This window comes from Amycolatopsis sp. cmx-4-83, from assembly GCF_046548815.1.
GTDB lineage: Bacteria > Actinomycetota > Actinomycetes > Mycobacteriales > Pseudonocardiaceae > Amycolatopsis > Amycolatopsis pretoriensis_A.
This window is the reverse complement of record NZ_JAEBEF010000013.1, coordinates 191,082-214,394: the sequence shown is the minus strand read 5'-3', so window position 1 is coordinate 214,394 and position 23,313 is coordinate 191,082. Positions and strand designations below refer to the sequence as shown.

The 23,313-nt window shown below is 73.2% G+C and carries 18 protein-coding genes and 1 pseudogene; 11 read left to right on the top strand and 8 right to left on the bottom strand.

Features of this window, described 5'->3' with window-relative positions:
• Nucleotides 1-14: 14 nt before the first annotated feature.
• Genes ACLJQM_RS37255 through ACLJQM_RS37245 form a run of 3 tightly spaced genes read right to left on the bottom strand, consistent with a single transcriptional unit; the run spans nucleotide 15 to nucleotide 3,463 of the window.
• The gene (locus ACLJQM_RS37255; RefSeq protein ID WP_410635029.1) at nucleotides 15-1,049 is read right to left on the bottom strand and encodes an SIS domain-containing protein; all 1,035 of its coding nucleotides are present in this window, start codon (nucleotides 1,047-1,049) and stop codon (nucleotides 15-17) included.
• 25 nt (nucleotides 1,050-1,074) lie between these two features.
• A complete protein-coding gene (locus ACLJQM_RS37250) occupies nucleotides 1,075-1,896 on the bottom strand; it encodes a BtpA/SgcQ family protein (protein WP_247024872.1) in 822 nt (273 codons plus the stop codon).
• The gene (locus tag ACLJQM_RS37245) at nucleotides 1,889-3,463 is read right to left on the bottom strand and encodes a pyridoxal phosphate-dependent aminotransferase (protein WP_410635028.1); all 1,575 of its coding nucleotides are present in this window, start codon (nucleotides 3,461-3,463) and stop codon (nucleotides 1,889-1,891) included. Before ACLJQM_RS37245 ends, ACLJQM_RS37250 begins: the two co-directional genes overlap by 8 nt.
• A 431-nt stretch (nucleotides 3,464-3,894) precedes the next feature.
• On the opposite strand from ACLJQM_RS37245, the gene ACLJQM_RS37240 reads away from it, so the two are divergent.
• Nucleotides 3,895-4,635 (top strand): hypothetical protein, encoded by a 741-nt coding sequence (locus ACLJQM_RS37240; protein WP_247024876.1) that lies wholly within the window; start codon nucleotides 3,895-3,897, stop codon nucleotides 4,633-4,635.
• A 64-nt stretch (nucleotides 4,636-4,699) separates the two neighbouring features.
• Nucleotides 4,700-5,197: a hypothetical protein gene (locus ACLJQM_RS37235; protein ID WP_410635027.1), complete on the top strand. Its 498-nt coding sequence runs from the start codon at nucleotides 4,700-4,702 to the stop codon at nucleotides 5,195-5,197.
• 311 nt (nucleotides 5,198-5,508) lie between these two features.
• On the opposite strand, the gene ACLJQM_RS37230 is transcribed toward ACLJQM_RS37235, so the two are convergent.
• The gene (locus tag ACLJQM_RS37230) at nucleotides 5,509-6,510 is read right to left on the bottom strand and encodes an aldose epimerase family protein (protein WP_360772823.1); all 1,002 of its coding nucleotides are present in this window, start codon (nucleotides 6,508-6,510) and stop codon (nucleotides 5,509-5,511) included.
• Entirely contained in the window at nucleotides 6,510-7,355 is an 846-nt protein-coding gene (locus ACLJQM_RS37225; RefSeq protein ID WP_410635025.1) for a TauD/TfdA family dioxygenase, read from the bottom strand. The genes ACLJQM_RS37230 and ACLJQM_RS37225 overlap by 1 nt, the downstream gene beginning before the upstream one ends.
• A 251-nt stretch (nucleotides 7,356-7,606) precedes the next feature.
• Here ACLJQM_RS37225 and ACLJQM_RS37220 point away from each other — a divergent pair, with 251 nt between their 5' ends.
• The 8 genes from ACLJQM_RS37220 to ACLJQM_RS37185 all read left to right on the top strand — a co-directional run bounded on the left by ACLJQM_RS37220 (nucleotide 7,607) and on the right by ACLJQM_RS37185 (nucleotide 17,060).
• The gene (locus ACLJQM_RS37220; RefSeq protein WP_247024884.1) at nucleotides 7,607-7,873 is read left to right on the top strand and encodes an acyl carrier protein; all 267 of its coding nucleotides are present in this window, start codon (nucleotides 7,607-7,609) and stop codon (nucleotides 7,871-7,873) included.
• A gap of 1 nt (nucleotide 7,874) precedes the next feature.
• Entirely contained in the window at nucleotides 7,875-8,930 is a 1,056-nt protein-coding gene (locus ACLJQM_RS37215; RefSeq protein ID WP_410635024.1) for a GNAT family N-acetyltransferase, read from the top strand.
• A 38-nt stretch (nucleotides 8,931-8,968) separates the two neighbouring features.
• On the top strand, nucleotides 8,969-10,525 hold the full coding sequence (locus ACLJQM_RS37210) for an amino acid adenylation domain-containing protein (RefSeq protein ID WP_410635023.1): 1,557 nt from the start codon (nucleotides 8,969-8,971) through the stop codon (nucleotides 10,523-10,525).
• Nucleotides 10,525-10,959 (top strand): cobalamin-dependent protein, encoded by a 435-nt coding sequence (locus tag ACLJQM_RS37205; protein WP_410635022.1) that lies wholly within the window; start codon nucleotides 10,525-10,527, stop codon nucleotides 10,957-10,959. The genes ACLJQM_RS37210 and ACLJQM_RS37205 overlap by 1 nt, the downstream gene beginning before the upstream one ends.
• Nucleotides 10,956-12,335 carry a methylaspartate mutase gene (locus tag ACLJQM_RS37200; RefSeq protein ID WP_360772839.1) on the top strand — a complete coding sequence of 460 codons (1,380 nt, stop codon included), beginning with the start codon at nucleotides 10,956-10,958 and terminating at the stop codon, nucleotides 12,333-12,335. The genes ACLJQM_RS37205 and ACLJQM_RS37200 overlap by 4 nt, the downstream gene beginning before the upstream one ends.
• A 148-nt stretch (nucleotides 12,336-12,483) precedes the next feature.
• Nucleotides 12,484-14,334, top strand: coding sequence for an asparagine synthase (glutamine-hydrolyzing) (asnB, locus tag ACLJQM_RS37195; protein ID WP_360772842.1), 1,851 nt, complete (start codon nucleotides 12,484-12,486; stop codon nucleotides 14,332-14,334).
• A gap of 16 nt (nucleotides 14,335-14,350) precedes the next feature.
• Nucleotides 14,351-15,571, top strand: coding sequence for an MFS transporter (locus ACLJQM_RS37190; protein WP_410635021.1), 1,221 nt, complete (start codon nucleotides 14,351-14,353; stop codon nucleotides 15,569-15,571).
• Between the two features lie 40 nt (nucleotides 15,572-15,611).
• Nucleotides 15,612-17,060 carry a glutamate--tRNA ligase gene (locus tag ACLJQM_RS37185; protein ID WP_410635019.1) on the top strand — a complete coding sequence of 483 codons (1,449 nt, stop codon included), beginning with the start codon at nucleotides 15,612-15,614 and terminating at the stop codon, nucleotides 17,058-17,060.
• Between the two features lies 1 nt (nucleotide 17,061).
• Here ACLJQM_RS37185 and ileS read toward each other — a convergent pair whose 3' ends face one another.
• Nucleotides 17,062-20,175 (bottom strand): isoleucine--tRNA ligase, encoded by a 3,114-nt coding sequence (gene ileS, locus ACLJQM_RS37180; RefSeq protein ID WP_410635017.1) that lies wholly within the window; start codon nucleotides 20,173-20,175, stop codon nucleotides 17,062-17,064.
• Nucleotides 20,176-20,659: 484 nt separating this feature from the next.
• Between ileS and ACLJQM_RS37175 the strand changes: the two genes are divergently transcribed.
• The gene (locus ACLJQM_RS37175; RefSeq protein ID WP_360772855.1) at nucleotides 20,660-21,622 is read left to right on the top strand and encodes a LysR family transcriptional regulator; all 963 of its coding nucleotides are present in this window, start codon (nucleotides 20,660-20,662) and stop codon (nucleotides 21,620-21,622) included.
• On the opposite strand, the gene ACLJQM_RS37170 is transcribed toward ACLJQM_RS37175, so the two are convergent.
• Both ACLJQM_RS37170 and ACLJQM_RS37165 read right to left on the bottom strand, forming a co-directional pair.
• Complete coding sequence (locus ACLJQM_RS37170; RefSeq protein ID WP_410635016.1) at nucleotides 21,612-22,469, bottom strand: carbohydrate-binding protein; 858 nt, start codon at nucleotides 22,467-22,469, stop codon at nucleotides 21,612-21,614. The two genes, ACLJQM_RS37175 and ACLJQM_RS37170, sit on opposite strands and share 11 nt — an antisense overlap.
• Nucleotides 22,470-22,998: 529 nt before the next feature.
• Nucleotides 22,999-23,094 (bottom strand): annotated as a pseudogene (locus ACLJQM_RS37165) (hypothetical protein); the annotation flags it as partial.
• Nucleotides 23,095-23,313: the final 219 nt, after the last annotated feature.

Here is a 23,313-nt window from a genome sequence, read left to right as displayed (position 1 = left end):
TTCCTCGGTGCGGTTCAGCCGGGCAGGTCGGCCAGGAACGGTTCGCGGTCCAGCTCGGCCGCCATCGCCGCGGCGAGGTACGGGGCGAAGACGCCGTGCGCGAGCGGCGCGAACTCCTCCCGCACCGGGCCCGCGACCGGGATGTCGGCCGCATTTCCGCCGACGAAGCGCAGCCGGCGGCCGCGCTGCCGGGCCCGTTCGGCGAGGGCCCGCGCCCGCCGCTGCGCGGTCCCGGGCTGGGCGAGCACGAACACCGGGAGGTCGGTGGGCCGGCAGAACCGCTCGACGTGCCACCACTCTTCGGTGTCCTGCCCGAAGCTGGGCGCGCCGGTGGCCTCGATGAGCTTCGCGGCGGCGTGCAGGGCGGTCCCGTGGCTCGGCCCGGTGCCGAGGAACACCCGCAGCGGCGCGTGCGCGATGTCGGCCGCGGTCTTGACGCAGGCGGGCCGGACGAGTTCCGCCGTCTCCTCGATCACCGCGGCCAGGCCGCCGAGTTCGCCCGTCAGACCCTGAGCGTCCACTGTGGACAACACGGCTCGGCGCGCGCCGAGCCCGATCGCGAGCGCCAGCAGGGTCAGCAGGCTCAGCTGGTGGGTGCGGACGCCCGGCGACGGTTCCAGGTCGGTGAGTTCGGTGACGAGCGCGTGCTCCGCGGCGCCGGTGACGGCGGTGCCGGGCCGTCCGGTCACCGCGACGGTCACCGCGCCGAGTTCTCGCGCCAGGCCCAGCGCCTCGGCCACCATCGGGCTGCCACCCGAGGCCGAGACGCCGACGGCGAGCGTGCCGGGGCCCGTCCCGGGGTCGGGGTGGTCGGCGAACCGTTGCGCGGGCAGGGGTTCGGCCGCGACGCCGGCGAACCGCGCGAACGCGAGCGCGGCCGCGTGGGCGGCGTGGTGGGAATCGCCGTTGCCGAGCAGGACGACCCGCCCGATCCCGGCGAACCCGGGCGCCGCCACGAGGTCCGCCACCCGTTCCGCGATCCCGCCGGCGCACGCCCGCAGGTCCGCACCGAGCCGATCCGCCTGCCGCACCAGCACTTCCGCCTTCATCCGCGGTTCGCCCGCCCTTCGTGGTTCACTGCTGCACCGCGCGGACTTCGCGCACGTAGTCGTGGACGAGCCGCTCGTCGATCTCACCGCCCCAGCCGTCGCGTTCCAGGCAGGTGCCGACGAACGCGCCGTCGGCCGCGCCCAGCAACCGCGCGGCGTTGCGGTGGTGGGTGTGCCCGGCCAGGAGCACCGGCGCCGAGGGCGCCGTCTCGCGGACCGAAGCGATCATCGCCAGCGCCTTGTCCTCGTCGCGGTGGGCGAGGGTGACCGCGTCCGCGCCGGCGTCCACGGCGTGCTTCGCGACCTGCCCGGTGGTCTTGTCCCCGGTGAGCCAGGAGAAGTGCATCGAGTCCACGTCGGCGACGACCGCGACGTCCCCGGCTTCGATGGCGCGGCGGTAGGTCATCACCCGCAGCGGGTCGCCCTGGACGAGGCCCTGCGGGCTGAGCGTGGCCCCGACCAGGGTGGCCGCGCGCACGAACGACGCGCCCGCCACCGCCGCCACGGCCAGCGACGCCGAAATCGCGTTGCGCATGATCTGCACCCCGGTCCGGAAGCCCGGTCCGGTGGCCCGTACGACTTCGGCCACCACGAGCGCCATCGCCGCGACGCGGGCCGGGTCGGCTTCGTCCTCGGTCCCGTAGACGCGGTCGGCGGTCTGGACCAGGCACCCGTCGGCGCCGCCGTTCTCCAGGGCGCGGGCGGAACGCACGGCGGTCTCGGTGATCCCGGCGAACGTGCCGCTGCGGTGGTACGGGCTGCCGGGCAGCGGCGGCAGGTGGATCATGCCGAGCACCGCCTTGTGCCCGGCGCGGGCCGCGAACCCGGCCGTCGGGCGCTCAGACACGGAGCACCCCCGGCTCGGCCACGGCGTAGGCCAGGCGGTCACCGGCCTCCGCGAGCTCCGCCCACGGCCGGGCCGTGGTCACCCGGACCACCCCGCCGGAAAAGCAGAAGTTGAGGATGCCCGGGTAGGTCGACACCCCGGTGGTGCGCAGCAGGTCGCGGAAGCACCGGTAGCTGTCGTCCCAGCCGGGGACGCGGACCGCGGCGTTGATGGAGTACGCCGGGACGGTCACCCTGGCCACCGCCGAGAGCCGGTGGCACGTCGCGTCGCGCAACGCCGTCAGCGCGTCCTGGCGTTCCCAGCGCTCCCGCCGGTAGCCCGCGTAGGCCACGCCCAGCCGGTCGGCGTCGAGGCGGTAGGCGGGCTCGAACTCCGCGACCTCGGCCGCGCCGGGCCGGTCGAGCCCGGTGACCAGCCAGCGTTCCATCCGGGCGAGCAGCTCGACGACCGTGTAGAGGAACGACGGCGGGCCCCCGAACGCGGTCGACGCGTGCTCGTAGTACTCGTCGATGAACTCCCGGCCGGCCAGGATCCAGCCGATCTTCATGCCCGGCGCCGACCAGTTCTTCGACAGGCTCGACACGCGCACGACGTTGCTCGCGGCGCGGGCGGTGCCGCGGGTGCGCCGCGGGCCGAGCCACTCGTGGCACTCGTCGAGGATGATCGTGGTGCGCGGACCCGCGGCGCGGATCAGCCGGGTCAGCTCGTCCTCGTCGACCAGCGCGCCGGTGGGGTTGGCGGCGGTCTGGATCATGACCAGCGGCGTGTCGGCCGACAACGCCTGGATGAGCGGTTCGAGCGACGTCCGGCCCGCGGTGCTGGGCAGCGGCACCAGCCGGACGTCGCCGCGGCGGGCAACCGCCTCGACCAGCGGCGGGTAGTTGGGGATGCCGCACAGCGCGGGCCCGGTCGGGCCGGTCCGGCCGGTGAGGAGGAAATCGGCCAGGGTGCTCACGGTGAAGGTACCGCCCATGGTGAGCGCGACGTTGTGCTCGTCGTAGACGTCCCGCTCCATCAAGGCGTTCTCGTACGCGGCGACGGCTTCCCGCGCCGGTATCCGGCCACGCGAGTCCGAGTAGCCGTACCAGTCGCGGTCGAGGGCGAAGCGCACGCAGTCCTTGAGCGCGGCGGGCAGGCCCCAGCGTTCTTCGTCGACCGCGCCGCTCGAGAGCAGCAGCTGCCGGTCGGCCGCGAGGTCGCCGTAGAGGTCGTCGCGGAAGTACCAGTTGAAGAGCTCCTTGACGAACCGGACGGTGGCTCGCGAAGCCAGGGCTTCTTCGGCGCCGACGTGGCGCCGGCGGCGGGAACCGCGCCAGAGTTCGGCGAGACCGGGGCGCAGGGCGTCGGCGCCGAGTTCGTGTTCGACGCGGCCGAGCCACAGGTCCCGCAGTTCGAAGGCGTCCCCGGGATCTTCCGCGCGGGCGATGACGTCGAGCAGCCGGTCGTCGACGTCGGGGCAGAAGGTGTCCAGGTCCGCCTCGGCGGGCCGGGCGAGCGCGGCACAGGCTCGCGCGTCTTCGGGAACCGTTATGCGCCGTGGCCGGGACGGGGGATCGAACAGCGGCATGAACCGGGCTCCGTTCTGGGCCGGGCCTGATCGGACAGCTCACCAGATCCGCAGGCGTGGGATGGGGCCGGCACGAACCGCCGGCTGCGCGAAGGTGCGACTTCGGTGATTTCGCCCCGAATTGCGGGCACCGATCACGTTAGCGATTCGGCCCGGACCCGGCCAACCACGCCGCTCTTCGCCCCCTCATCACCGGGTAATCGACCCCGGCGACATAAAATGTCCGGGGTAACCGGACGGTAAAGCGTGATTTCCCGCGGTGAATACCGGGTGGCTGATTACCGCGCGATGAGCGGATCCCTGAATTCGTAACTGTACAGATGTCGCACCGGCACCGTACGTTCGATGGCGGCCAGGATCACTGGCGATCCCGACGAATCGCCGTTCGCGCCGGAGCCAGAGCCCGGAACGCCGAGGAAAAGGATTGGTCGATGGAAGCGGTTTCCCAGACGATGAAGCACGCGCCGGACGAGGAGAACGAGGTCCAGGACCTCATCGGGTTCCGCGACCCGGCGCAGAACCGGGTGACACCGGTCGCCCAATGGCCCGCCGACATCGCCTTCGCGATCGTCGACCGGCTGGCGTCGGTGGTCCGCGAAGCGCACAAGTCCGAAGAAGCCACCTCCCCCGACGCCGAGGGCATCGTCCGCGCCCAGACGTTCGAGGAGGGCGACGTCTACATGCTGGCGAGCCCGTTCGACGGGTACTTCGCCGACCGCTACCTGATGGACTTCTACGACGTCGAAGAGCGGGACATGTGTTCCCGCATGCACCTGCACACGGGCCTGCGTTTCGTGCGCATGATGACCGGGCCCGGCACGCGCATCCGCGTCTCCAGCCTGTCGCCGTTCATCGTCGGTGACGTCCCGGGCGTGACGCCGTTCGCGCCGGAAGCCTTCGAAGACGACCTGCCCGGCACCCCGGAGGGCCACCGGCGCACGCGGTACAACCTGATCGTGCCGGAGAACTCGTGGGTGGACATGCAGATCCCGCGCGGCACTTCGCACCAGTTCAACGCGATCGGCCCGAACGCGGTCATCGACTCGGTGCACCCCGAGGAGTCGATCGAGGTGTTCCGCGAGAGCATGCGCGACTACAAGATGATGGCCCAGACCATCTTCCTCGCCGAGGAGAAGCAGAGCGCGGAGACCTGCGCCGACCTGCCGCGGTGAGCGGGACGCGCACGGTTCGCCCGGACCGTGCGCCCCGCGTGCCACCCGACGAACGGGGAGGACGATGACCACGCAGCACTGGGAAATCGCGACCGACGCCGCCGAGGTCCACGCGCTGCTCTGCGCGAGCGACCAGCACCAGGGCCGCCGGTTCGGCTCCCCCGTCCCGGCGCGCAACCCCGCCACGACCGAGTCCCGCGTGCGCGCGGGGGTGGTGCACCTGCTGCGCGCGGACGACCGCGCGGCGGCGATGTTCACGTTGACCTGGCACCCGGCTTTCGAGCCGCCGACCGGGGTCTTTCCGGAGGCGCACACCCCGGCTTACCTGAGCAGGCTCGCCGTGCACCCTTCACTGGGCAGTTCCCTGGCCGGGCCGCAGTGCTTGCGGCGCGCGGTGTCGATCGCGCGTGAGAGCGGTGCGGATGCGCTGCGAGCGGAAGCGAATCCGGATCTGGAGTCCACAGTGGACGTGATGGTCCTGCTGGGTTTCACCCGCTGCGGCCCGATCTTCGGCGGTGAGGGTTCGCCGCGGCGGACCTACCTCCACCACCCGCTGGGCTGATCCGTTACGGGTTGGGGTGGGGCGACCGAGGTCGCGAGTGACTCATGGGGGACCTTGGAGGTCCCCCATGAGTCATTCGCGGTATCCGGAACGCGCCCGAAAGCGGCAGACAGCGCTGGGACTGGCTGCGCGGCCGAAATGGTGCCACAGCGGCGCACCCGCGGTCGGCGCGACCGAACCAGCGCACCACGCGGGTACCGGTGCGCGTCACCCGGCATCCGCCACCCCGAAGTGGTGCACCGCACGGCGCCACAGCGGCGCACCCGCGGTCGGCGCGACCGAACCAGCGCACCACACGGGTACCGTGCGCATCACCCCGCATCCACCACCCCGAAGTGGTGCACCGTCCGGTGCCGGTGCGTTTCACCCGGGTCGAGGCGGACCGAAGGGTAGTCCGGGCGGTTCGGCGCATCGGGGAACGCGCCCGTCTCCAGGCAGATCCCGCCGCGCGGGTTCCCCGTGAACCAGTCCCCCGTGTAGACCCCGACCGCCGGCTGGTCCGTGCTCACCCGCATCACCCGGCCGCTCGGCGGGTGGGTCAGCGTCGCGAGGTGCTCCGAAGCCGGGACCAGGAAGCAATTGTCCACCCGCACCCCCGCCAGCTCACGCTCCGCCGTGAAGTCACGCGCGGTGCCGGACACCGCCTCCGGTGCCCCCGGCAGCGGGACCAGGTCCGGGTCGAAACGAACCGCTTCCGTCGCCGCGAGGCGCAGGCGGTGGTCGTCGATCGTTCCCTGCCCACCCAGGTTCCAGAACGCGTGGTTCGTGAGGCCGACCACGGTCGGCGCCGTCGTCCGCGCCCGGTGCGCGATCACCAGTGTGCCGTCCGGCTCGGCGCGGTAGCTCGTGCACACCGTCAGCTCGCCGGGGTAGCCCTGGTCGCCGTCCGGGCTGGTCGTCGTGAACCGGACCTCCAGTGCGTCGCCGTCGGGGGACGCCTCGGCCGACCACACGTGCCGGTCGAGGCCCTCCGTGCCGCCGTGGACGTGGTGGCGGCCTTCGTTGCGGTCCAGGCGGTGGCGCACGCCGTCCAAGGTGAACTCCGCACCCGCCACGCAGCGGCAATAGCGACCGACCGTCGCGCCGACGTACGGGTTGCGGGCCCGGTCCAGGTAGGCGTCCAGGTCCGGCAGCCGCAGGCACACGTTGGCGTGCCGCCCGTCCCGGTCCGCGGCCAGCACCTCCACCAGCGTCGCCCCGTAGCTCCACGCCGTGATCGCGAACCCCGAACCGGTGTGCAGCGTGTACGACTCGACTTCCGTGACCGGCCGGCCCGGGACCTTGCCGACGGTCGTGCGTTCGATGCCCCGCATCAGCGGATGCGCAGCCGCTTGAGGTGCCGCGGTTCGCCCGCCGGGGCGGTGCCCGCCGTCCGGCCGTGGAAGTGGCGCCGGTTGTCGATCACCACCAGCAGCCCGCGCTGCCAGTGCACACCCCGCGCGCCGGGGGCGTACATCGCCGCGTGGAGGTTCTCCAGCGCGACGTCGACCGCTTCCGGCGGGTCGCCGCCGTCGTTGACCCAGTCGAGGCGCCCGCCGAGGAAGTCGCGGAACGAGAACACCGGACGGCCGTCGTGCTCGCGCAGGATCGTCTCCCCCGGCGGCAGGTGCGCGTAGCGGGTGCGGGACAGCACTTCGCGGTCCCCCGCGGACAACCGCCCGAAGATCTCTTCCATCGGCACCAGGGCGGTCTGCGCCGCGGTCGGCCGCGGGCCCGGGTGGCAGCACATCAGCACGATGTACCGCGGCTGGTCGACGGCCACCCGGCCGCTGCCTTCGGTGTGCAGCGACAGCGAGTTCTCGGCGAACGGCTGCAGCGAGACGTCGTCGGTGCGCCGGTTCTTGCCGAGCAGGTTGAGGATCACGCCGCCGGTCACGAACGGCTGCACCGCCGGGTCGGTCTCCTCGGTCGCGGTGCCGAGCCGGGCGCCGAACGCGACGAACTCCTCGTCGGCGAACGGCTCGTCGAGCAGCACCACGCCGGCGCCGTGCTCACGCAGCATCGGCTCGACGAGGGCGAAGACGTCGGCCGCGCGGGGTGCCGAGGTCTTGGCGACCCCGTCGAACGGCGGTGGCAGCACCCGGCCGGCGTCGAGCAGTTCGTGGCGCGACCGGGCGTACCCGGGAGCGGCCTTCTCCTCGTAGGATCCCTTCGACACCTTGACCTCCGTCTTCGGTCGTGCGGTGGACGCGAGCCCACGCTAGGCGCGACCCGCCCACCACCGGGTAAACGGCACCGCGGCCGCGCTCACCGCGCGGTAATCCGCCGTGCCGGGGTAATCGGCGGGTAACCGGCGGCCAGTGCGCCGCGGTGGCGCCCCACGTGCCGCGCGATTACCTCCGCGCGGGGGCGCCCGCGCTACGTTCGGGGAGCCCGGACCACCGCCCGACCCCGGATCTGAGGTGACCGATGAAAACCGACGCGACCGCCGCGGAGCAGGCCGTGCTCGACCGGCTCCGCGCGTGCCTCGGCGAGGTCCTGCCCGTGGAGCCGCTCGCGGCCGACTACGACCTCATCGCCAGCGGCGTGCTGGACTCCTCGCGCTTCCTGGCGGTGTTCGTCGAGCTCGAAGACCACTTCGGCATCCGCATCACCGGTGACGACATCAGCCAGGACAACTTCCGGACCCTCGAACGGATCGCGCGGTTCGTCCGCGCCAAGGGCGGGGACGCCTGACGTGGCCGTCGACTTCGTCCTCACCGGCTACACGCCCGGAGACCGCGCCGAAGCCTGCGCCTTGCAGGATCCGTTGCTGCGCGGCGGTCCCGAGGGCAACGGGTCCTACTTGGACTGGAAGTACCACGAAAACCCCTACCTGGACGGCCGGTACGTCGTGCTGGCCCGGACTCCCGGTGGGGAGCTGGCCGGGATGGTCGGCGTGTTCGGGTCCGGCTGGGAGGTCGACGGGCAGCGGTTCGTGCTGCCGTGCCTGACCGACACGATCGTCGCGCCGGAGCACCGCAACGGGCCGGTGTTCCACGCGATGGTCGACGAGGTCCTCGCCCGCCTGCGCCGGGACAACGTGCCGTGGCTGCTGGACTTCGGCGACCAGGGCACCGTGCCCGCGATGCTGATCCGCGGCTGGCAGCAGGTCGGCCCGTGGGGGCAGGCGGTGCTGAACCGCCCGGCCGGGCACGGTTTCCGCGGCCCGTGGTCCGCGCTCCCCGACGCACGGGGCACGCGGTCCGGCGTGACGATCACCGCGGCCACCGCACCGGACGTCGAGGCCATGGCGGCGGTCGCGGCGGCCCTGCCCGGCGACGGCCGGGTCCGGGTCGCGCGCACGGCGTCGTACTTCGGCTGGCGCGCGGCGAACCCGCTGGCGAAGTACTACTACCTCCTGGCCCGAAGCGAAACCGGCGCGGTGGAGGGGTACCTCGTCGCCCACCGGTCCGGTGTGGACACCGACGACGGGCCGACCCCGACCACGGTCGTCGACTGCGAAGCGAGCAGCGACGACGTCCAGGCCGACCTCGTGCGGCTCGCCGCCGAAACCCTGCCCGGCACCCGGTTCCTGCTGTGGACCCGCGACCTGCCGGACCCGGTCCTCAAGGAACTCGCCGGCCTCGGCGCCGAGTTCGTCGAACCGACCGGGCGGCCCACCCGCGACCGGCCGCTGCCGAGCCTGCTGATCCGGGCGACCGGCGCGCAGACCGTCCCCGCCGCGCTGGCGGACCTGGTCAAGCCGGACTCGTGGGACTTCCGCGGGGTGTCCGGCCGCGGCTGGCGCTAGCCGGCCCTTCCCACCGCCAGAGGCAGAGAGGATTCCCAGTGGCCGGCCAACGAGCAGCAGGCTTCCCGGGCGCGACGCTCACCGGCGAGCACCACGAGCTGACCGCGGCGTCCGTCGTGACCCTCATCCGCGAGCGGGCCGAAGCCACGCCCGGCGCGGTCGCGATCGAAAGCGACGGCGGCGTGACCACCTTCGGCACGCTCTGGCGGCGCTCCGTCGTCATCGCCGCCGCGTTGCGCGAGATGGGCGTGGGACGCGGTGAGCTCGTCGGCGTCGTCGCGCGCCGCACCCCGGAGAGCATCGCGGCGATGATCGCGGTGATGGCGGCCGGCGCGGCCTACGCGCCCATCGACCCGACCAACCCCGCCGGGCGGGTCCGCCTCATCCTCGAGCAGGTCAGCCCCCGGTTCGTGCTGTGGGACGGGACCGGCGACGCGGACTGCACCTTCGGCTACCCCGGCGTCGACACCTCGCGGCTGCCGGAGCCGGGCACGGTCCCGGCCATGGCCGAGCCGCGGCCGGGCGACGTCGCTTACGTCGTGTTCACCTCCGGCTCCACCGGCCTGCCGAAGGGCGTCCAGGTCGAGCACCGGTCCCTGGTCAACTACATCGGCTGGGCCGAGGCGCACGTCCTGCCCGCCGCCGGCGGCGCGGCCTGCCCGGTCTTCGCGAGCATGAGCTTCGACCTGGCGCTCACGACGCTGTGGGTGCCGCTGGCGCACGGGCGCACGATCGTCCTGCTCGAGTCCTCGTGGAACTACGCGAGCCTGTTCGCCCGCCGCGACCGCCCCTACGACTTCATCAAGGCCACCCCGAGCCACTTCCGGCTGTTCGAGCGGATGCTCGAGCCGGACTACCGGGCCGTCGCGCACCGGCTGATGATCGGCGGCGAGCCCCTCGAACCCGCCATGCTGAAAGCGATGGGCGAGCGGCTCGACGGCGTTCAGGTGGTGAACCACTACGGGCCGACCGAGACCACCATCGGCTGTTTCGCCCACCGCAGCGAGGTGCGCGACCTGCCGGACCTGCCGACCGTGCCGATCGGCACGCCGGCCTGGAACACCGGGGCGTACGTGCTGGACGAACGCGGCGAGCCGGTGGGAGCCGGCGGCCACGGCGAGCTCTTCGTCGCCGGCGCGGGCATCGCCCGCGGCTACCTCGGCGGGGACGGCGGCCGGTTCCTCGACGACCCCGCGTTCGGCGGCCGCGCCTACCGGACCGGCGACATCGTCGAGGTGCTGCCCGGCGGGATGCTGCTGCACCTCGGGCGGGCCGACGGGCAGCTCAAGGTCAACGGTCACCGCTTCGAGGAGGCCGAGCTGCGCCGGCACGCCCTGACGCTGCCGCGGGTGGCCGACGCCGCGTTCGACATCATCCGCGGCGGCACGCTCGACGTCGTCGAGGCGTTCGTCGTCTTCGACCACCGCGGGGACGCGCCGACGGAACGGGAGATCCGCGCGGGGCTGGCCACGCTGCTGCCGCCCGAGCTGGTGCCGCGGCGGATCCACGTCGTCCCCGAGATCCAGGTCAACGCCAACGGGAAGCGCGACGTCCGCGCCACCCGGGAGCAGGCCGCGCTGCAGGAGGTGCGGTGATGCCCGGCCGCGGCCCGATCGTCCTGGGTGTGACCGCCAGCGACGCCCACTCGGTCGCCAACCAGCTCATCGCCCACCGGTTGCGGGCCGAGGGCTACACCGTCGTCAACCTGGGTGCCTGCACGCCGGTCGAGGAGTTCGCGCAGGCCGTGCGCGAGCACCCGGACACCCTCGCGGTGGTCGTCGGCAGCCTCAACGGCCACGCCTGCGACGACCTGCGCCCGCTGCCGGCCGCCCGGGCCGCCGGCGACCTGCCGTGCCCGATCGTGCTCGGCGGCAACCTGTCCGTCGGCAGCCACAAGGACGGCAGCGCCGAGGACCGGCTGCGCGCGCTCGGCGTCGACCACGTCCTGGCCGGGCTCGGCGAACTCGTGCCGCTGCTGCGCGAACTGGAGCGGCGCGCCGCTTCCGCGCGGGCGCCCCGCGCCGGATGAACGGCCTGCCGGCCCTGCTCCCCTTCGCCGCTCCCGGTGCGGAGGCCGACTTCCCGTCCACGGCCGAAGTCGTGCGGTACGCCCGCGCCCGGCCGACCGCCCGGGACGTGCTCGCGCGGGCGGCCGGGCGCGGGGTGCCGGCGATCCAGCCCCGCTGCGGCGTCGGCGGCCACGCCGAGATGCTCCGGCTGCTGCGGCAGCTGGAAACCGGGGCGGCGCCGGACATCCTGACGCTGACCATCGACTCGTTCACCCGGCTCAACCGGTTCGACCAGGCGTTGCGCGCGGTCAACACGGACCCGGCGGCGCTCAACGGCTACCCCCTCGTCGCGCACGGCTGGCGGCGCGGCCGCGAGCTGGTCGAAGCGGTCTCCGCCCCGGTGGAGATCCGGCACGGCTCCCCCGACGCCCGCGCGTTGTTCCGGGTCTCCGTGGCCGCCGGCGCGACCTCGTTCGAGGGCGGCGGGATCTCCTACAACCTCCCGTACTGCAAGGACGTCCCGCTGGCGCACTCGCTCGCCTGCTGGCGCGAGGTGGACGCGCTGACCGGCGACCTCCACCGGGCCGGGCTCACGCTGGACCGCGAGCTGTTCGGCACCCTGACCGCGGTGCTGGTCCCGCCGTCGATCAGCCTCGCCGTCGGGATCATCGAAGCGAGCCTGGCCGCCGCCGAGGGCGTGGCGTGCCTGTCGCTGTCCTACCCGCAGGGCGGGAACCTCGCGCAGGACGTCGCCTCGTTGCGCGCGATCCCCTTGCTGGCGAAGCGATACCTGCCGGACGGCGTCGAGGTCTACCCGGTGCTGCACGAGTTCATGGGCGTCTTCCCCGCTCAGCGGGTCAACGCCGACCAGCTGATCTTCTACGGGGCGCTCACCGCGCGGCTCGGCGGCGCCGCCAAGCTGGTCACCAAGACCCACCAGGAGGCGCTCGGCATCCCCGACGCGGCGGCGAACGTCGACGGGATGCGCCTGGCCGCCGTGGCGAACTCGCCGCTGCTGGACTTCGTCCGCGTCGACGAGGAGGCCGTCGAGGCGGAACTCGCGGGGATCCTCGCGGAGGTCGACGAGCTCGCCGGGCCCGTCCTCTCGGCCGCGGACCCGGCCCGTGCCGTCGTCGAGGCGTTCGCCGACGGCACGCTCGACATCCCGTTCAGCGCCAGCAAGCACGCCCGCGGCGAGGTGCTGCCCTGCCGGGACGCGACCGGCGCCATCCGCTACGCCGCGGCCGGCGGGCTCCCGCTTTCCCCGGCGTCGGTGCGGCGGAACCGGCGGAGCCTGCGGTTGCCGCCCGGCGAGCCGGACATGGCCGCGCTGGTCGACCGCGTCTCCGACGACATCGGCCACTTCCCGCGACTGTTCGGAGAGGACACTCGATGAGCGCACGAAACCCCCGCGGCGGCCGGGATTACCGCCCGGTGGCGCGGTGCTTACCGCGACCGGGCTCCTCGCGACGGAACCGCTGGTAGCGTCCCGTCGAGACTTTTCCCTTCCCCGCAACGGAATTCGCACCCGGAGGAGCAGACGCATGTGCGGCATCACCGGCTGGGTCGCCTTCGACCGCGACCTCCGCCAGGAAACCGAAGCACTGGCGGCGATGACCGCGACCATGTCGTGCCGCGGTCCGGACGCGGCCGGCACCTGGGTCGACCCGCGCGGGACGGCGGCGCTCGGGCACCGCCGGCTGGCCGTCCTCGACCTCGAGGGCAGCACCCAGCCGATGACGCTCGACGTCCCGGGCGGGACCCTCGCGCTCACCTACAGCGGCGAGGTCTACAACTACGCCGAGCTGCGCGCCGAACTCCGCCGCCGGGGCCACGACTTCCGCACCACCGGTGACACCGAAGTCGTCCTGCGCGGCTACCTGGAGTGGGGCGAGGCGGTCGCGGAACGGCTCAACGGCATGTACGCCTTCGCCGTGTGGGACGCCCGGACGCAGCGGCTCGTGCTGGTGCGCGACCGGATGGGCGTCAAACCGCTGTACTACGAGTCCACTTCGGACGGAGTCTTGTTCGGCTCGGAACCCAAGGCGCTGCTGGCCCATCCGGAGGCCGGCCGCGAGGTCGGGCTCGACGGCCTGCGCGAGCTGTTCGCCTTCGTCAAGACCCCGGGGCACGCGGTGTGGGCCGGGATGCGCGAAGTCCGGCCCGGCACCGTGGTCACGGTCGACGCGCGCGGATCGCGCGAACACGCGTACTGGTCGCTGAAGACGGTGGCGCACCCCGACGACCGCGCCGAGTCGATCGCCCGCGTGCGGGACCTGCTGACCGACATCGTGACCCGGCAGCTGATCGCCGACGTCCCCCGCTGCCTGCTGCTGTCGGGCGGGCTGGACTCCAGTGCCGTCACCGCGCTCGCCGCCCGGGAACTGGCCGGCCACGGCGAAAAGGTTCACAGCTTCTCCGTCGACTTCGCCAGCCAGAGCGAAACGTACGTGCCCGACGCGGCGCGGCCCACCCCCGACGCGCCTTACGTCCGGGAAGTGGCCGCGCACGTGGGTTCCGTGCACACGGAGATCGTGCTCGACGCCGGCGCGATGGCCGACCCGGCGGTCCGCCGCGCGGTGATCGAGGCCCGGGACGTCCCGGCGGGCACCGGCGACACCGACGTTTCGCTCTACCTGCTGTTCAGCGCGATCCGCAAGCACTCCACGGTCGCGCTGTCGGGTGAAAGCGCCGACGAGGTCTTCGGCGGCTACCACTGGCACCGCTCGCCCGAAGCGCAGCGCGCGGGCACGTTCCCGTGGATGTCGGCGGCGAACGGCGCCCCGGCGAACGGGCAGGGCCGCGATGGCACCGTCCTGCGGCCCGAACTGCTCGACCTGCTCGACATCCCGGCCTACACCCGCGACCGCTACGCCGAAGCGGTCGCCGAGGTCGAGCACCTGCCCGGCGACGACGCGGAGACCCGCGACCGCCGGGTCACGTCGTACCTCGGCATCACCCGCTTCATGCGGATGCTGCTGGACCGCAAGGACCGGCTGAGCATGGCCGCGGGGCTGGAGGTGCGCGTGCCCTTCTGCGACCATCGGCTGGTGGAATACGTCCACAACGCGCCCTGGGCGCAGAAGAGCTTCGACGGCCGGGAAAAGAGCCTGCTGCGCGCGGCGGCGGGCGATCTCCTGCCGCACTCGGTCGCCACCCGGGTCAAGAGCGCCTACCCGTCGATCCAGGCGGCGGGCTACCTGGCGGCGTTGCGGGAGCAGGCGAACGAGCTGCTCGCCGAGCGGCCGCACCCGGTGTTCGACCTGGTGAACCGCGCCTGGCTGGCGGCCGCGGTGCGGGAACCGGGCGCGCCCGGTGTCCGAAGCGGACTGGAGCGCTGCCTGAACCTGGCCGCGTGGCTCGACCTCCGCCGCCCCCGCCTGCTGCTGTCCTGACGCGAAGGAGTTCCCGGTGTTCCGCTCGATACCCGCGGCCGCGCGCCGGATCGCGCTCGCGAGCCTGTTCCTGACGGCGGGGTACGGCGCGTTCATGACCTGCTCGGCGCTCTACTTCACCCAGGTGGCCGGGCTTTCGCCGGCCAAGCTGGGCCTCGGGCTGACCATCGCCGGCGCGGTCGGCCTGCCGGCGGGCATGCCGCTGGGGCACCTGGCGGACCGGCTCGGCCCGCGCGCGACGACCGCGTGGCTCGTCGCGCTCAACGGCGTCGGCACGGCCGGGTACCTGTTCGTGCGCAGCTTCGCCGCGCTGCTGGTCACGGCCTGCTTCTTCGTGGTGGTGCAACGCGGATCGCGCGCCGCCCTGCAAGCCCTGATCGCCGGCCTGGTCGACGCCGACGGCGTGGTCCGGACGCAGGCCGTGGTGCGCTCGGTCAACAACATCGGCATCGGCGTGGGCGCGGCGATCGCCGGGATCGCCCTGCAGATCGCGACGCCGACCGCGTTTTCGGTCGTGCTGATCGTGAACGTGCTGAGCTACTTCGTCTCGGCGGCGCTGTTCCGGTCGCTCCCCTACGTCGCGCCGACCCCGGCACCGGCGGCGGACGCGCCCAAACGGGCCGTCCTGCGCGACGCGCCCTTCGCGGCGCTCACCGCGATCACCGCGGTCCTCTCGCTGCACACGGTGCTGCTGGAACTGGTGATACCACTGTGGATCACCCGGCACACCCACGTCCCGACCGCCGTGGTGACCGTGCTGTTCGTGCTGAACAGCGTCGCGGTGATCCTCTTCCAGATCCGGATCGGCATGCGGGTGAGCACGATGGAGCGGGCCGTGCGCACCGCCCGGCTGTCCGGGTTCGTCCTGCTGACCGCGTGCGCGCTCTTCTCCTTCTCGGCCTTCGGCCCGACGACCCTGTCGATCGTCCTGCTGGTGGCGGCGGGCGCGGTGCTCGCGCTGGGCGAGATGCTCGTGTCCGCGGCCGTCTGGACGATCACCTTCAAGCTCGCCCCGCCCGGGAAACAGGGCCAATACCAGGGTTTCTCGATGACCGGCTACGCGGCGGCGGTCATGGTCGCCCCCACCCTGCTGACGTTCCTGATGATCGAATGGGGTTCCCCCGGCTGGTTCGTGCTGGGCGCGGCGTTCGTGCTCGCGAGCCTGCCGACGGGCGCGGTCGTGGCGTGGGCCGCGCGCCGGAACCCCGAGCCCGCCGAAGTCCCCGCCGCCTCCTGAGCCCCGCCCGTCCACCAGTCACGACCCGTGGAGTACGACCATGCCCGACCTTCCCCCCGCGCCGGTGCGCACCGTCTTCGCCCCTTCGCCGATCGGCCGGCCGAGCCTCGGCCTGGTCCGCATGGCCGTCTACAACTGGGCGCTGGCCCGCCACCACGGCGGCACCTTCGTCCTGCGCGTGGAAGACACCGACGAGGCCCGGGTGCGGCCCGAGTTCTACGAGCCCCTGCTCGACGTGCTGCGCTGGCTGGGCCTCGACTGGGACGAGGGTCCGGGTACCGGCGGCGCGCACGGTCCGTACCTGCAGACCGAACGCCGTGAGCTGCACCTCGACGTGGCCCGGCGGCTGCTGGCGGCCGGCGAGCTCTACGAGTCGTTCTCGACGCCGGAGGAGGTCGCCGAGCGGCGCACCCGGGCCGGCCAGGACCCGCGGCTCGGGTACGACAACGCCGACCGGCACACGAGCGAGCGGGAGAAGGCCGCGCACCGCGCCGTCGGCCGCCGCCCTTCGCTGCGGCTGCGCCTGCCCGACGGCGAGACGGTCTTCGACGACCTCACGCGCGGCGAGATCGTCTTCAAGGCGGGCAGCGCGGCCGACCCGGTGCTGGTGCGCGCCAACGGGCGGCCGACCTTCGCGCTCGCCGGCCCGGTGGACGACGCGCTGATGGGCATCACGCACAACATCCGCGGCGACGCGATGCTGCCGCTGGTGCCGCGCCAGCTCGCGGCCTACCGGGCGCTCGAACGCATCGGCGTCGCCCGCGCGGTCCCCCGGCTCGCGCACGTGCCGATGGTGCTCGCCTCGAACGCGAAGATCCTCAACAGCCAGCAAGATCCCGCCGCGGACGCGCTGGGCTACCGGGACGCGGGCGTCCAGGCGCGCACGATGGTCAACTACCTGGCCGCGCTGGGCTGGTCGCACCCCACGCGCGGCGGCGTCTTCACGCCGGCGGAGCTGGTGGCGGGCTTCGACGTCCGGCGCGTCCGCACCCGCCCCGGGCGCCTCGACGTCAAGCGGCTCACCGACCTCGACACGACCCACCTGCGCGAGCTGACCGCCGGGGAGTTCACCGAGGCGCTCGTGCCGCACCTGGCCCCGCTGGACGGGGACCGGCTCGCCCTGCTCACCCGGGCGGCTCCCGCCTTGCGGCGCCGGGCGAAATCACTCCCCGAAGCCGCACGGGCCGCGGCGGCCCTCTTCGACGACGAACCCGCCGCGACCCAGGAACCGGGCTTCGGCGCGCTGCAAGCCGCGCGCGACGCACTGGCCGCGCTTTCCCCGTGGACCGGAGAAACGCTCTCGGCCCTGCTCAAGGGCGGGCTCGCCAAGGCGTCGGTGACGGCGGTGCGCACCGCCGTCACCGGACCCGCCCACGGTCACCTGCTGCTCGACTTCCTCGTCCTGCTCGGCCCGGAGCGCGGCTTGCGGCGGATCGACGGCGTCCTGGCGCGGTCCACCGCGCAGTGGCACCGCGACCGGGTCGCCTGACTCACGCCTTCGCGACCCGCACGGCGATCTCCCCGGCTTCTTCGGCCACCGTCAAGGAAGCCGCGAGGGTCTCGCGGGCGATGAGGTCCTGGTGCGCCAAGACGGCTTGCCGCACCTGCGCCGGGGCGCCGATCGCCAGGGTGATGCGGTCGGCGACCTCGAGACCGGCGTCCCGGCGCGCCTGCTGCACCGCGCGGACGACGTCGCGGGCGATCCCCTCGGCCACCAGGTCCGGGGTGAGCCCGGTGTCCAGCGCGATCGTCACGCCGCGCTGCGACTCCACGACCCAGCCCGTCCGCGGGACCTCCGTCACCAGCACGTCGGCCGCGCCGAGTTCCAGCTCTTCGCCGGCCACGTCGACGGTGAACGCGTCCCGGTCCCGCAGGCTCGCCAGCACGGCCCCGGCGTCCGCCCCGGCGATCGCGGTGGCCACCTGCTGGGTGCGCTTCCCGAACCGCTTGCCCAGCTCCCGGAAGTTCGCCTTCACCTGGACGTCGACGACCTCGCTCGCCGCGTCCAGCGGCTGCAGCGCCTTGACGTTGAGCTCGTCGGCGACGTCGTCGAGCAGGTCCTGGGGCAGCGTGACACCCGGCGGCAGGCCGACCAGCGCGCGGGCGAGCGGCTGGCGCACCCGGATGCTCGTCGTCTTGCGCGCCGCGCGGCCGGCCTCGGCCAGCGCCCGCGCCGTCGCGACCTGCCCGGGCAGCTCCGGGACGAGGAGGTCGTCCCACACCCGCGGCCAGGTCGAAAGGTGGACCGACTCGGCCACCGCCGGGTCGCCGCGGCGGACGAGGAGCTGCCACACCTCTTCGGTGATGAACGGCACGAGCGGCGCCAGCAGCCGGGTGAGCACGTCGATGCATTCGTACAGCGTGGAAAGCGCGTCCTGGTCCCCGTCCCAGAAGCGCTGCCGCGACCGGCGGACGTACCAGTTCGACAGGTCGTCGACGAAGTCCGCGAGCAGCCGGCCGGCGCGGGCGGTGTCGTAGGCGTCCAGCTGCTCGGTGACCCCGGCGGTCAGCGCCTGCAGCCCGGCGAGGATCCAGCGGTCCAGCACGTGCCGCTCGCCGGCCGGGCGCGCCGATTCCGGCGTCCAGGCCGCACCCGCCGCGTACAGCGAAAAGAACGACGCCGTGTTCCAGTACGTCAGCAGGACCTTCCGCACGATCTCGTCGAGCGGGCCGGCGCCGACCCGGCGTGCCGACCACGGCGAACCGGAGCACGCCATGAACCAGCGCAGCGCGTCGGCGCCGTGCGCGTCCATCAGCGGGATCGGCTCGAGGATGTTGCCGAGGTGCTTGCTCATCTTGCGGCCGTCTTCGGCCAGGATGTGCCCGAGGCAGACGACGTTTTCGTACGGGGACTCGTCGAAGACCAGCGTGCCGATCGCCATCAGGGTGTAGAACCAGCCGCGGGTCTGGTCGATCGCTTCGCAGATGTACTGGGCCGGGTAGGTCTTTTCGAACGCTTCGACGCTGCCCGGCAGGTGCGGGTAGCCCAGGGACGCGAACGGCATCGCGCCCGAGTCGTACCAGGCGTCGATCACTTCGGGGACGCGGGTGGCGGTCTCCCCGCAGTCGGGGCAGGCGAAGGTGATCGCGTCGACGTACGGGCGGTGCGGGTCCAGCCCGGCCAGGTCCCGGCCCGCCAGCGTGCCCAGCTCGGCGCGGGAGCCGACGGCCGTGACGTGCCCGTTCCCGCAGCGCCACAACGGAAGCGGTGTGCCCCAGTACCGCGAGCGCGACAACGCCCAGTCGACGTTGTGCTCCAGCCAGTCGCCGTAGCGGCCGTGCTTGATGTGCTCGGGGAACCAGTTCGTCCGCTCGTTTTCGCGCACCAGCGCGTCGCGCACCTCGGTGGTGCGGATGTACCACGACGGCTGCGCGTAGTGGATCAACGGCGTGTGGCAGCGCCAGCAGTGCGGGTAGGAGTGCTCGAACTCCTCGAAGCGGAACAGCGTGCCGCTCTGCCGCAGCGCTTCGACGAGCGGCGCGTCCGCGTCCTTGAAGAACAGCCCGCCCACGAGCGGCACGGTGGTGAGGAACCGGCCGTCCGGGCCGACCGGGTTGACCAGCGGCAGCCCGTTCGCGCGGCAGACCGCGAGGTCGTCCGCACCGAACGCGGGCGCTTGGTGCACCAGACCGGTGCCGTCGGTGGTGGTCACGTACCCGGCGGGCACCACGACGTGCGCGTCGGGGATCTCGACCAGGTCGAACGGACGCCGGTAGTGCAGCCCGGCGAGGTCCGCGCCGGTGACCGTCGCCAGGGTCTCGGCGTCCTCGCCCAGCACGGCGGCGACCCGCGGTCCGGCCACCACGAAGGTGCCTTCGGCGGTGCGGGCCACGACGTAGGTGACCTCGGGGTGCACCGCGACCGCGGTGTTCGACACGAGCGTCCAGGGCGTGGTGGTCCAGATCAGGAGCTCGGCTCCGGCGACCCCGGCGACCGGCGTGGTCAGCGGGAACCGGACGTAGACCGACGGATCGGTCACGACCTCGTAGCCCTGGGCCACCTCGTGGTCGGACAGCGTGGTGCCGTCCTTGGCGCAGTAGGGCGCGACCCGGAAGTCCTCGACCAGCCGGCCGGCCTCGTGGATGCGCTGCAGCGACCACCAGACGCTGTCCACGTACTCCGGCGACATCGTCCGGTAGGGGTGGGACAGGTCGATCCAGTAGCCCATGCGCTCGGTGAGCTGCTCGAACTCGCCGACGTGGCGCAGCACGGATTCCCGGCAGCGGTCGTTGAACTCGGCGATCCCGAGCTTCTCGATGTCGGGCTTGCCGGAGAACCCGAGTTCCTTCTCCACGGCGAGTTCGACCGGCAGGCCGTGGCAGTCCCAGCCGGCCTGACGGGGTACCGAGTAGCCCCGCATCGTGCGGTAGCGCGGGAAGACGTCCTTGAAGACGCGGGCCTCGACGTGGTGGGTGCCGGGGTGCCCGTTCGCGGTGGGCGGCCCCTCGTAGAACACCCACGGCGGGCCGTCCGCGGTCTGCTTCAGGCTGCGGGCGAACACGTCGTTGTCCTGCCACCACGTGATCACGCCGCGCTCGAGGGCGCGCAAGTCGACGTCGGCGGGCAGCGGGGTGAAGGGGGACGGCGGCCTGTTCTCGGTCATGTTCGCGGGCTCCTCGGCTTCGTCACGTCTCGCACGGATGAGGTGTCAGCTCATCCCTGCGGGGACGAAGCCCGGCTGCCCGGTTCTCCGCGGTACCACCCCGCTTGCACCCGGCGGACCGGGTGCCCCTCGCTTCGGCCGCGTGACGTGCGACGCCCGTCCGGTTCTACTGGGGCCGGCCGGCCCGTTCTTCCGGAGGCTCCCCGGTGATCGCCGGATCGGTGCCTGTGCCCGAGCACTATACCGGCGCCCGCCCGCGTCACCCGAATCGGTGAATGCGGGCCCGGGACGTCATTCCGGCGGCCCCCGGCCCTCTTGTCGGGTGCTGAGGTGCCCGGACCGGCACGCCCCCCGATCGGTCCGGGCACGGCAGTCCGGCTCGGCGGCGGAACGCCCCCCGTTCGCCGCCGAGCCCTCCCCCTTCGCGCGCACTACCCGACTCAGGTCGGGTGTCCCCGCTGATCACCCGGCCTACAGTGGGAGCGTGGAGCTCGAACTGCGCCACCTGCGTGCCCTCGTGGCCGTCGCCGACGCGCGCAGCCTGACCCGCGCGGCCCGCGTGCTGCACGTTTCGCAGCCGGCGCTGTCCGGGCTCCTGCGGCGGGTCGAACGGTCGGTCGGCGGCGCGCTGTTCCTCCGGTCCCCCACCGGGTGCGAACCCACCCGGCTCGGCACCGACGTCGTCACCGAAGCCCGGGCGGTGCTGGCCGGCGTGTCCGCGCTGACCGACCGGATCGGCGAGCAGCGCGCGCCCACCGGGCCGCTGCGCGTCGGCGGCTACTGCGGTTTCCTGCACCTGGCCGTGTCCCGCTGGCTGGGCGAGCAGCCGTGGACGCGCGGGGTGAGCGTGCACGAGGACCCGGACGAGTCGATCACCCTCGCCCGGCTCGCCGCGGGCGGGCTGGACCTCGCGCTGGTCTACCTGCCGCCGCTGCCCGGCCCGGTCGTCCCCGACGGCGTCGAGACCCTCGTGGTGCACCCGCGGGAGCCGGTGTTCGTGATCCTGTCGCCCGACCACCCGCTGGCCGCGGCACCCGCGGTCCCGTTCACCGGCCTCGGCGAGCACCCGTGGGCCGACGACCCGCCGGGCACGACGCGCTGGTCGGCGTACCTGCAGCGGGTGTGCCGGCGCCACGGCGTCGTGCTCGACCAGCCCCACCGGCCGCGGTGCCTGGCGACGCTGCTGGACCTCGTCCGCGCCGGCATGGCCGTGGCCCCGGCACTGGCGACGCGCGAAGACCGGCCGTCGACGGTCGCGGTGCGCGCCGTCGAGGGCGAGCCGCTGTGGCAGGAACTGCGGCTCTGCTACCGGCCGGGCACCCCGGTGGCGGCGCACGCCGAAGAGATCCACGCCGCCGTCGCGGCGAGCTACGCCGGGCGCGAGGGCTGCAGCGCCGCGTTCGACACCTGGTGGCGCGAACGCGGCCGCGAGCTGCTCAGACCGTGACCCGCCAGGTGCTGTTCGGCGCGGGGACCTCGAACCGCAGCGTCGAGCAGTCGTAGTCGGCCGGCCGCGGGTTCGCGGTCGGGCGCAGCGGCGAGTTCGCCGGCGACGCCGGCACCCAGCGGCCGCCGACGCGCAGCTGCAGCGAGCTCGACTCGAACACCGAGCCGCGGGCGTCCGCGCAGTAGTAGGCGTTGCCGGTCGCGGGGTTGCGCGTCGAGTACAGCTCGAAGATGTCCCAGCCCTCGTCGAGCGAGCTCTGGTCGCTGCCGCTCTGGGTGAACAGCGTGTCCCACGCGCCGGTCTTCACGTTGTACAGCGAGGCCGTCCAGCTGTTGGCCGTGGCGTTGGTCCGGACCTCCTGCACGGTGTAGGCGGGGTGCCCGTCGACCGACGTGGTGTAGGCGGCGAGGAAAGCGCTGTCGATCGGGACGACCTTCGCCGGCGACACCGAACGGCACCAGTCCCACGCCCAGACCTGCGCCGCTTCGCCGAGCCCGTAGGCGGTGACGACTTCGACGCACGAGTGGCCGGTCGGCTTCATCGTGGGTGCGTAGACGACGTCGTTGCGGTTGGAGATGCGCAGGCCGGGTGTGACGCTCTGGGTGACCACCAGCCCGTCCGCACTGGTGGCGAGCTGCGGTTCGGGCCCCCAGAACGTGTGCCGCTGCGCGACGGCTTTCCCTTGGCGCAGCTGGCGGAACCGATCGGCCATCGGCCCGGCGGCCGCCTTCGCGGCGGCACCGGTCAAGCCGGGGACGACCCCCGCCGCGACCGCCGCACCGGCCGGCGCGATCGTGGCCGTCGTGGCGGCCAAGGCGCAGCAAAGGATGGCAAACAGCTTCCGCATCGACGCATCTCCTCGTTCCCCGGCGGACGCGAGACCGCCCGCGGAAGAGGGATGCTAGGCCGGGCTTTCCGTTGCGCGGCAGCGACTTTCGAGGGGCTGACGCGCCGCACCGCAGGTCGTCGCGGGCATGCGATTCACCGCGGCGCGGTGCTATGCCGCCGTTCGGCGGATCAGTACCGGCACGCGGCCGCGCCGTGGCAGGAGACCAGCGCCCGCAGGGTGTCGTGCAGCTGCTTCGCCTTGTCCGGCGGCAGCTGAGCGGCGGTGTTGTGGATCGGTCCCGCGGCCGTAGAACTCCTGGGTGCCGTCGGGTGTATTCGACGTAGGTGAAGGCGGGGCCGCGGATCGCTTCGCAGGTGCTCGGGTTGCCGCTGTTCTTCTTCGGCTTGTCCGGGTCGGTCCGGTCGAAGTCGGGACCGTGGTGCTCGACCAGCCCGACGGTGCGCCACGCCGGCGGCGCGGTGCCGGTCAGCAGCGGCACGTGCACGTCGGTGTCGAACGCCGTCTGCTTGCCGGGGGTGAGGCGGTGTTCGCCCATGTGGTAGCCGTTGTCCGAGGTGAACACGAGCTCGGTGTTGCCGCGGACGCCCGCCTTGTCCAGCGCCTCCTGCACGGTGCCGATCATCCGGTCGACTGACTGCACGGCCTGCGCCCGCTTGCGGAAGTCCTTGTCGACGGTCTGCTTTTCCTTGTCCGTCAACGGTGTCCGGGACGCGAGCCACGACGACGCGGCGGAGGGCAGGCGCCGGGGGGGTAGGGGCCGTGCGGGGCGAACGTGGCGAGCTCGAGCGCGAACGGCGTGTGCGCGGCCGCCGAGTCCGAGATGAACCGCGCGGCTTTGCCC